Origin of the sequence: Streptomyces sp. NRRL S-495, from assembly GCF_000966955.1 — a bacterium.
Taxonomy (GTDB): Bacteria; Actinomycetota; Actinomycetes; order Streptomycetales; family Streptomycetaceae; genus Kitasatospora; species Kitasatospora purpeofusca.
This window is the reverse complement of the sequence record NZ_JZWY01000468.1, coordinates 1-8,267: the sequence shown is the minus strand read 5'-3', so window position 1 is coordinate 8,267 and position 8,267 is coordinate 1. Positions and strand designations below refer to the sequence as shown.

The following is an 8,267-nucleotide window of genomic DNA, read 5'->3' as shown; positions in this document are numbered from 1 at the left end:
TGGACGCGCCCTGGACGGCGGTGCCGCTCTCCGCGTTCTTGGTGATGGCCCGCAGGACGCCCTTGAGGTCGACGGCTCCGTGCTCGTAGAAGCGCGCGTCCTCGATGTCCACCTGGGCCTGGCGTATCAGCGTGCCCATCTCCTCGCCGGTGATCACCCGGCGGTCGCGCTCGTAGACCTTGGCTATCTGCTGGCCCTTGGCGTCGTAGATCCAACTGGCCTGGGTCAGCGCCGGCGTCTTCAGGTCGGCGGGGATGCTGTCGAACTCCTCGACGCCGCTCTTCAGGCCGAGCCCGAGCGCTCCGGCGGCGGGGAGGGCGATGCCCGCGAGCAGGACGCCCGCGAGAGTGCTGTAACCGAGGAACTTCACGCCGTGGCCGAGCAGGCCGAGCGGGGTCTCGCGGCGCCGGGGGCGCGGGACCCAGGTGTCGAGGGGCTCCGAGGAGGGCATGCGGCGGCTTCTCCGTGACATAGTCGGAACACTACGTCCACGAAAACCGCCCGTGGGGCCGGTGTTGGTCAACCTTTGTCACAAATCGGCGACAGATCAACGCCGTTGGGCGTGGCGCTCGGAACGGCCGACGGGACCGCCCGCTCCGGGGGCAGGTCGTTCGTCTGCGCTCGACCGGACTCGATCAAGAACGGTCGGGCCCGCGTACCCTGCTGGCCCAGCTTGCCCTGCTGGCCCGCAGCCTCAGCCCTCGCGCTTCTTGCGCCGCAGTCCGAACACCGCACCCGCGATCGCGACCAGGAACACCACCCCGAGCACCTGGTCCCCGGTGCTCGCCGGGGCGTCCTTCCCGCCGTCGGGCGACGGCGGGGCGGCCGCACCGGAGGTCGGCGACGCCGGGTCCGAGGGGGCCGACGGGGCCGGAGTGGCGCTCCGCAGGGGTTCGACGGTGTCCGGAAGCTGCGCGTCGTCGAGCGGCGCGCGCCAGACCGGACTGTCCTTGCCCTCGGTGCCGTAGAGCAGCGCCCGGCCGTCCGAGGTGAAGGTGACCGACTCCCCCTGCCGCTGGAACGGCGTGGACAGCGGTTCGGCGTCGCTCGGCGCGCCGTCCTTCCAGCGGTAGAGGGTCGCCGAGAAGTAGCCGCGCAGCACCAGCCGGGTGCCGTCCGGCGAGAAGGCACCGTCGGTCGTCCACGGCGCGTCGGCGATCCTCCGGAAGGTGTTCACGCCCGTCGGGGAGAGCTTCTCCGGGCCCTGGTAGAGCCCGCCGCCGCCCTGCTTCTTGCTGGCGATGTAGGCGCGGCCGGTCACCGGGTGGACCATCAGTGCCTCCGCGTCCCGGGGGCCGTCCTCGTAGCGGACCTTGTAGCGGGTCACCTCCACCGCCTGGTCGTGCAGCTCGGCGGGTTCGGCGAAGGCGTAGATCCAGACCTCGGGCCACTTGCCGCCGAGGTTGTCGCCGAGGTCCCCGACGTAGAGCCGGCCGTCCGGACCGAGCGAGATCGCCTCGACGTCGCGGGGTTCGACGCCCCGCAGGGTGACGGTGGCGACCGTGCGGCCCTGGGAGTCGATCGCGTAGACGTACGGGCCGTCGTCGCTGTCGTTGTGGGTCCAGTAGACGCCCGGGTGCTGCCGGCTCGCGGCGAGGCCGCTGGACTCGGTGATCCTCGGGTCGCCGATGGCGAAGGCCTGGCCGCCCGGGTCGGCCGCGTGCGCGGACGGGGCGCCGAAGGTGGCACCGGCGCCGACGGCGACCGCGGTGGTGGCGGTGGCACAGACCGCGGCGAGCAGCACGGCGGGGAGCCTGGTCGTTCGCATCCTCAGCACCGGTCGATCCTCCCACGGCCGCCCTCCCCGCCCGTTTCCCGACGGCTTCCCAACGGCTTCCCAACGGCTACCCGCCGGGGGACCATTTTTCGTCACCTTGACGAGATCCCTCCGCCTTCAATATCGTCAGCATGACGAAAAGGAGCCGCCATGGCCGACATCAGCAAGCGCTTCGGACTGCGCCACCTGCGCGCCCGCCCCACCGCCCACATCCGGCACGTCCGCCGCGGCCGGCTCGCCCACGACGGCACCGGCCTCGCCTTCTGGTTCCGCCCGCTCACCGCCGCCCTCTCCGAGGTGCCGGTCGACGACCGCGAACTCGCGATGCTCTTCCACGCCCGGACCGCCGACTTCCAGGACGTCACCGTCCAGGGCACCCTGACCTACCGGATCACCGACCCGGCCACCGCCGCCGCCCGCGTCGACTTCGGCATCGACCCCGACACCGGCGCCTGGCGCTCCGCCCCGCTCGACCAGCTCGCCACCCTGCTCACCGAGACCGCCCAGCAGCACGCGCTCGGCCTGCTCGCCCGCACCCCGCTCGCCGCCGCCCTGGCCGACGGCATCGCCGGCGTCCGCGAGCGGATGACCGCCGGCCTCGCCGCCGAACCCCGGCTCGCCGAGACCGGACTCGCCGTCATCTCCGTCCGCGTGGTCGCCCTGCGCCCCGAACCGGAGGTGGAACGCGCCCTGCGCACCCCCGCCCGGGAACTGGTCCAGCAGGAGGCCGACCGGGCCACCTTCGAACGGCGTGCCGTCGCCGTCGAGCACGAGCGCGGCATCGCCGAGAACGAGCTGGCCAACCGGATCGAACTCGCCCGGCGGCAGGAGCAGCTGATCACCCAGGAGGGCGCCAACGCCCAGCGCCAGGCCGAGGACGAGGCCGTCGCCGACCGGATCCGCACCGACGCCGAGGCCCAGCGCCGCACCCGCCTCGCCGCCGCCGAGGCCGAGGCCGCCCGGGGCCTGGGCGAGGCCAGGGCCGCCGCGGAGGCCGCCTGGCTGGCCGCCCACCAGCAGGCCGACCCGGCGGTGCTGCGGGCGCTCGCGCTGATGCGGCTGGCCGAGCACCTGCCGCGGATCGACAGCCTCACCCTCACCCCGGACGTGCTCACCGGGCTGCTCGCCAAGCTCGGCGCGGCGGGTTCGCCGGGGGATCCGCTTTCCGGTGGTGCCGGCGGGGGCGGACGGTGACGCTCGCACCCCGGGCCGTCCTGGTCCACCGCCGCAGCGAGTACCAGGAGCTGGTCGACCACCACGGCACGCCCGGCCAGGCCGCCTACTTCCTGCGCAGCCGGGGCCGGTCGGTCGAGGAGATCGAGCGGCGCCACGTCCGGCAGGACGAGGCGCTCGCCCGGGCGGCCGGCGCCGTGCCGCTCGACTGGCGCCGCACCCGGGTCGAACGCGCCGACCTGCCCCGGTTCCTCTTCGAACCGGAGGACGTCGTCGTCGTGGTCGGCCAGGACGGCCTGGTCGCCAACGTCGCCAAGTACCTCGGCGGCCAGCCCGTGATCGGCGTGGACACCGAGCCCGGCCGCAACCCCGGGGTGCTGGTCCGCCACCGCGCCGACGACCTGCCCCGCCTCCTCCCGGCCGCCGTCGGCCCCGGCGCCGACCGGCGGACCGAGGAGCGGACCATGGTCGAGGCCGTCGCCGACGACACCCAGCGGCTGCTCGCGCTCAACGAGGTCTACATCGGCCAGCCCGGCCACCAGACCGCGCGCTACCGGCTGGCCGTCGAGCAGCACCCCGGCGCACCGGACGGCGACGAGGCGCAGGCCTCGTCCGGGGTGCTGGTCGGCACCGGCACCGGCGGCACCGGCTGGTGCCGCTCCGTCTGGCAGGACCGCGGCGGCCCGCTCGCCCTGCCCGCGCCCGCCGCACCGTCGCTCGCCTGGTTCGTCCGCGAGGCCTGGCCCTCCCCCGCCACCGGCACCACCCGGGTGCACGGCCTGCTCGACGGGGAGCAGCGGCTCGTCCTGACCGTCGAGTCGGACCGGCTGGTGGCGTTCGGGGACGGCGTCGAGAGCGATGCGCTGGACCTCGTCCGAGGCCAGACGGTCCGGGTGGGCGTCGCCGCCACCCGGCTGCGGCTGCTCGGCTGAGCGCCTCTCCTACCGGGCCTGCGCGAGTTTCTCCTCGTGCCGGACCACCACCACCGGGCAGTGCGCGTGCTGGATCATCGCCTGGCTGGTCGAACCCAGCAGCATGCCCGCGAAGCCGCCCCGCCCCCGGGCGCCGACCACCAGCAGTTGGGCCGCCCGGCTCGCGTCGATCAGCGCCGGCCGGGCGTGGGCCTCGATCAGTTCGGAGTGCAGCTCCACGTCCGGGTACTTGTCCCGCCGGCCGGCCAGCGCCTCCGCGAGCGCCCGCTCCTCCTGCCCCGGCAGGCTCGCGCTGGGATGCGCCACGTGCAGCGCCGTCAACGGCACCCGGCGGGCGGCGGCCTCCGCGAAGGCGAAGCCCAGCGCCTCCGCGCCCACCCCCGAACCGTCCACCGCCACCAGCACCGGCCCGTCCGGCTCCGGCCGGCCCCGAACGATCAGCACCGGGCAGGCGGCGTGCGCGGCCAGGTGCACGGCGACCGAGCCGATCAGCAGCGCCCCGAAGCGGCCGAGCCCCCGGCTGCCGACCACGACCAGGCAGGCGTCCCGCGACCGGTGGGCCAGCACGGTCAGCGGCTCACCGGTGACCAGCTCGGCGCCGATCTCCAGCCGGGGATCCAGCGCCCGGGCCCGGGCGCCGGCGTCCTCCAGCACCTTCTCCGCCTGGTGCCGCAGCCCGCCCTCCGCCGGACCGCCCTGGGCCGGACCGAGGGACACATGCATCAGCGGCCAGATGAACGCGTGCACGATCCGCAGGCCGCAGCCCCGCAGCCGCGCCTCCCGGACCGCGACGTCCACGGCGGCCAGGCTCGCCTCCGAACCGTCCACCCCCACCAGCACCGGCTCACTCATCGCCCGCCTCCTGCTTCTCCTCGGGGGTGCGCTCGTAGGGCACCACCGCGACCGGGCACGGCACGTGGTGCAGCACCGCGTGCGCGACCGACCCCAGGTGCGCCCCCAGCGGCGACCGGCGGACCCGCCGCCCGATCACCACCAGCTCCGCGCCCGCCGCCGCCCGCTCCGCGAGCACCTTGGCGGGCCGAGCGTTCAGGACCTCCTCGACCACTGTCACCCCGGGGTGCTCCGCCCGCCACGGCTGGACCACCCGCGCCAGCTCACCCTCGGCGAACCCCTGCATCTCGCCGGACACGTCGACGCTCGCCGCGATGCCCGCGTACTGGTACGCCACCGGCAGCGTCCAGGCGTACACGGCCCGCAGCGGCAGCCCGCGCCGCTCGGCCGCCGCGAAGGCGTGGCCGAGCACCTCGGCGGCGCCCTGGTACGGATCGACGCCGACCACGACCTCGCCGCCCCCCGCTTCGCCCGCTGCTTCCCCCTTGCGCACCAGCACCACCGGGCACCCGACCCTGGTGAGCACCCGCCGGCTCACCGACCCCACCAGGAACCCCGCCACCGCCCCCAGCCCCCGCGACCCGAGCACCAGGCTCTCCGCCCCGGGTTGCTCCTCCGCTTCCTCCACCAGTGCCCGCACCGGATCGTGCGGCACCTGCACCGCCGCCACCGCGAGCTCCGGCCACCGCTCCCGCACCCGCAGCTCCGCCTCGCGCAACGTCCCCCGCCTGCCGGTGCGCCAGATCCACCGCCCCCAGCACCGACAACGGCGTCACCGCACTCGGCCAGGCCAGCACCACCCTCAGCCCCACCCCGCGCCCCACCGCCTCCTCCGCGGCCCAGTCCAGCGCCGCCAGACTCTCGGGAGACCCATCCACCCCGACCACGACGAATCCGCTCACAACCGCCTCCACCCAACCCAACCCGGACGAACCCGTACGCCCGCCCGCACCCCCACCCTCCCCGCCCCTCCCCAAGTCCACCCAGAGTCCAAGGTCCCCGCCACCCGACCGGTGGTCCCAGTGCCGCATCCGAGCACGGCCGATCCCGGGCGACACCCACCCGGCACCGGCTCGGTCCGGCTCGATTCCGGTTCTCTCGAATCAGGGGAGGGTGAGGATGCGGGGGCCGGTGGGGGTGATGGCGACGGTGTGTTCGACGTGGGCGGCGCGGGTGCCGTCGGTGGTGCGGAGGGTCCAGCCGTCGGGGTCGGTGGTGTGGGTATCGGTGCCGCCGGCGATGAGCATCGGTTCGATGGCGAGGACCAGGCCCGGCTTCAGGGGGAAGCCGCGGCCGGGGCGGCCCTCGTTGGGGAGGTGGGGGTCCTCGTGCATGCGGCGGCCGATGCCGTGGCCGCCGTAGCCTTCCAGCAGGCCGTAGCGCGCGCCGCGGGCGACGGTGCCGACGGCGTGGGCGATGTCGCCGGTGCGGTTGCCGACGACGGCGGCGGCGATGCCGGCCGCCAGGGCGCGGCGGGCAGTGTCGATCAGCCGCTGGTCCTCGGGGCGGGGCGTTCCGACGGTGAAGCTGACGGCGGCGTCGCCCGCCCAGCCGTCCAGGAGGGCGCCGCAGTCGATGCTCACGAGGTCCCCGTCGCGCAGCCGGTAGGCGGTCGGGATGCCGTGCACGACGGCATCGTTGACGGAGGCGCAGATGACGGCCGGGAAGGGCACCGGGGCGAAGGACGGCCGGTAGCCGAGGAAGGGTGAGGTCGCCCCCGCCTTCCGCAGTACCTCCCGGGCCACCTCGTCGAGTTCCCGCAGGCTCACCCCGACCCCGGCGGCCCGCTCGACCTCCGCCAGCGCGGTGGCGACCACTCGCCCCGACTCCCGCATCGCGGCCAGCGCCGCCTCCGACTTGAACTCCACCATGGGACCCCTCCGGGCATAGCTCCAATTCTTATACCGGTATTTGTATCACGGTCGAGTGGCGCCGACGGGTGGCCTACCATCGGGGGCATGGTGAGGACTCCGCTGACCCCCGGGGAACGCGAGCGCGGCGAGCGCTTCGGTGTGCTGCTGCGCGAGGCGCGGGGCGGGCGCAGCATGGTCGAGGTGGCAGGAGCGGCCGGGGTGTCGGCCGAGACGCTGCGCAAGATCGAGACCGGACGGGCGCCGACCCCGTCGTTCTTCACCGTCGTGGCGCTGGCGTACGCGCTGGGGCTGTCGCTGGACGAGCTGGCCGCCGCGGCCGCGCTTCCGGACGCGGACGGGAGCGAGGCCGAGGCGCTGTCTGCCTGAGACGGTCGACGGGGCCGGCATCCCAGGGTCAGGCGGTGATACCGCCGTCGAGGACGAGGTCGGCGCCGACGGTGAAGGCCGACTCCTCGGAGGCGAGGTGCAGGACGGCGGCCGCGACCTCCTCGACGGCGCCGGCCCGGCCGACCGGGACGTCGCCCTTCATCCGGTCCGCCTTGTCGGCGGCGTTCTCGCCGGGGCGGGAGGACATGCTGGTGTCGACCGGGCCGGGGCTGACCATGTTGATCCGCACGCCGTCGGCGATGTGGTCGCGGGCGGCACTGCGGGTCAGGGTGGCCACGGCGGCCTTGGAGACGGCGTAGGCGCCGAGGTTCGGCAGCCGGACATGGGTGCCCAGGTTCGAGGCGATGTTGACGATCGCCCCGCCGCCGTTGGCGCGCTGGTGGGCGATCTGGTGCTTCATCGCGTACCAGGTGCCATTGAGGTTGATGTCGATGACGCGCCGCCACTCCTCCTCCGCCACATCGGCGATCGGGGCTATACCGCCGAGCACCCCGGCGTTGTTGACGGCGATGTCCAGGGCTCCCAGGTGCTCCACGGTCTCCCGGACCAGGCGGGCGGCGTCCGCGGACTCGGAGACCGAGCCGACCAGGGCCACGGCGGTGCCGCCGTCCCGCTCGATCAGCGCAACGGTCTCGGCCAGGGCGCTCGCGGTGCGGCCGGCGACGGCGACGCGGGCGCCCTCCCGGGCGAAGGCGAGGGCCACGGCTCGGCCGATGCCGCTGCCGCCACCGGTGACCAGGACGGACTTGCCGGTGAAGCGGGTGGTGCTGCGGGACATGGGAGTACTCCTCGATCAAAGGTCTGGATGGGCCGGTCTAAATTGACCGTTCGGTTCAGAATTAGGACAGGAGAAGGGACAGAAAAGGGCGATGGAGAGGAGGGGTGAGGGAGCAGGAGGGCCGGTCAGTCCAGCAGGACGAGGGCCTGGTCGGCGGCGTCGCGCAGGCGGGCCGAGCCCTCGCCGGCCTTGCCGATCACCCTCATGCCCTGGAACAGCACCAGCAGCATCCGGGCCAGCGCCTGCGGGTCGCGCCCCTCGGGCAGCTCGCCCTGGGCACGGGCGCGGACCAGGGCCGTGGCGAGCACCGTCTCCAGATGGAGCAGGTTGGACTCCACCCGGCGGGCGGCGCCCTGGTCGTGCGGGGCCAGTTCGACCGCCGTATTGGTGACGAAACAGCCCCGGTGCGGGCCGTCCTCACCGTCCGCGGCGGACTCGGCGGCGAACCGGCGGACCAGCGCCCGGACGGCCGGCAGCACCGGGCCGGGCTGCGA

Annotated in this window: 10 protein-coding genes and 1 pseudogene; 3 read left to right on the top strand and 8 right to left on the bottom strand. The window is 74.6% G+C overall.

The window, feature by feature from the left end:
* Both VR45_RS23830 and VR45_RS23825 read right to left on the bottom strand, forming a co-directional pair.
* Positions 1-451 (bottom strand): transglycosylase domain-containing protein (locus tag VR45_RS23830; protein WP_045941869.1); only part of this gene is annotated, 451 nt, incomplete at its 3' end.
* Between the two features lie 243 nt (positions 452-694).
* Entirely contained in the window at positions 695-1,768 is a 1,074-nt protein-coding gene (locus VR45_RS23825; protein WP_045941870.1) for a hypothetical protein, read from the bottom strand.
* Positions 1,769-1,927: 159 nt separating this feature from the next.
* On the opposite strand from VR45_RS23825, the gene VR45_RS23820 reads away from it, so the two are divergent.
* Together VR45_RS23820 and VR45_RS23815 are read left to right on the top strand one after the other, a co-directional pair.
* Positions 1,928-2,971, top strand: a complete 1,044-nt coding sequence (locus VR45_RS23820) for an SPFH domain-containing protein (protein WP_045941868.1) — start codon at positions 1,928-1,930, stop codon at positions 2,969-2,971.
* Positions 2,968-3,882 (top strand): NAD(+)/NADH kinase, encoded by a 915-nt coding sequence (locus tag VR45_RS23815; RefSeq protein ID WP_045941867.1) that lies wholly within the window; start codon positions 2,968-2,970, stop codon positions 3,880-3,882. The genes VR45_RS23820 and VR45_RS23815 overlap by 4 nt, the downstream gene beginning before the upstream one ends.
* Before the next feature lie 9 nt (positions 3,883-3,891).
* On the opposite strand, the gene VR45_RS23810 is transcribed toward VR45_RS23815, so the two are convergent.
* From VR45_RS23810 to map, 4 genes and pseudogenes are all read right to left on the bottom strand, one after another.
* Positions 3,892-4,734 carry a universal stress protein gene (locus VR45_RS23810; RefSeq protein ID WP_045941866.1) on the bottom strand — a complete coding sequence of 281 codons (843 nt, stop codon included), beginning with the start codon at positions 4,732-4,734 and terminating at the stop codon, positions 3,892-3,894.
* The gene (locus tag VR45_RS50135; RefSeq protein ID WP_052709323.1) at positions 4,727-5,452 is read right to left on the bottom strand and encodes a universal stress protein; all 726 of its coding nucleotides are present in this window, start codon (positions 5,450-5,452) and stop codon (positions 4,727-4,729) included. Before VR45_RS50135 ends, VR45_RS23810 begins: the two co-directional genes overlap by 8 nt.
* A 55-nt stretch (positions 5,453-5,507) precedes the next feature.
* Positions 5,508-5,765, bottom strand: a pseudogene (locus tag VR45_RS50130) (universal stress protein); the annotation flags it as partial.
* A 72-nt stretch (positions 5,766-5,837) separates the two neighbouring features.
* The gene (map, locus tag VR45_RS23800) at positions 5,838-6,605 is read right to left on the bottom strand and encodes a type I methionyl aminopeptidase (RefSeq protein ID WP_045941865.1); all 768 of its coding nucleotides are present in this window, start codon (positions 6,603-6,605) and stop codon (positions 5,838-5,840) included.
* An 87-nt stretch (positions 6,606-6,692) separates the two neighbouring features.
* On the opposite strand from map, the gene VR45_RS23795 reads away from it, so the two are divergent.
* Complete coding sequence (locus VR45_RS23795; RefSeq protein WP_045941864.1) at positions 6,693-6,974, top strand: helix-turn-helix transcriptional regulator; 282 nt, start codon at positions 6,693-6,695, stop codon at positions 6,972-6,974.
* 28 nt (positions 6,975-7,002) lie between these two features.
* On the opposite strand, the gene VR45_RS23790 is transcribed toward VR45_RS23795, so the two are convergent.
* Complete coding sequence (locus tag VR45_RS23790; protein ID WP_045941863.1) at positions 7,003-7,773, bottom strand: SDR family oxidoreductase; 771 nt, start codon at positions 7,771-7,773, stop codon at positions 7,003-7,005.
* A gap of 125 nt (positions 7,774-7,898) precedes the next feature.
* Positions 7,899-8,267: TetR family transcriptional regulator C-terminal domain-containing protein (locus VR45_RS23785; RefSeq protein ID WP_045941862.1), on the bottom strand; the 369-nt coding region annotated here is incomplete at its 5' end.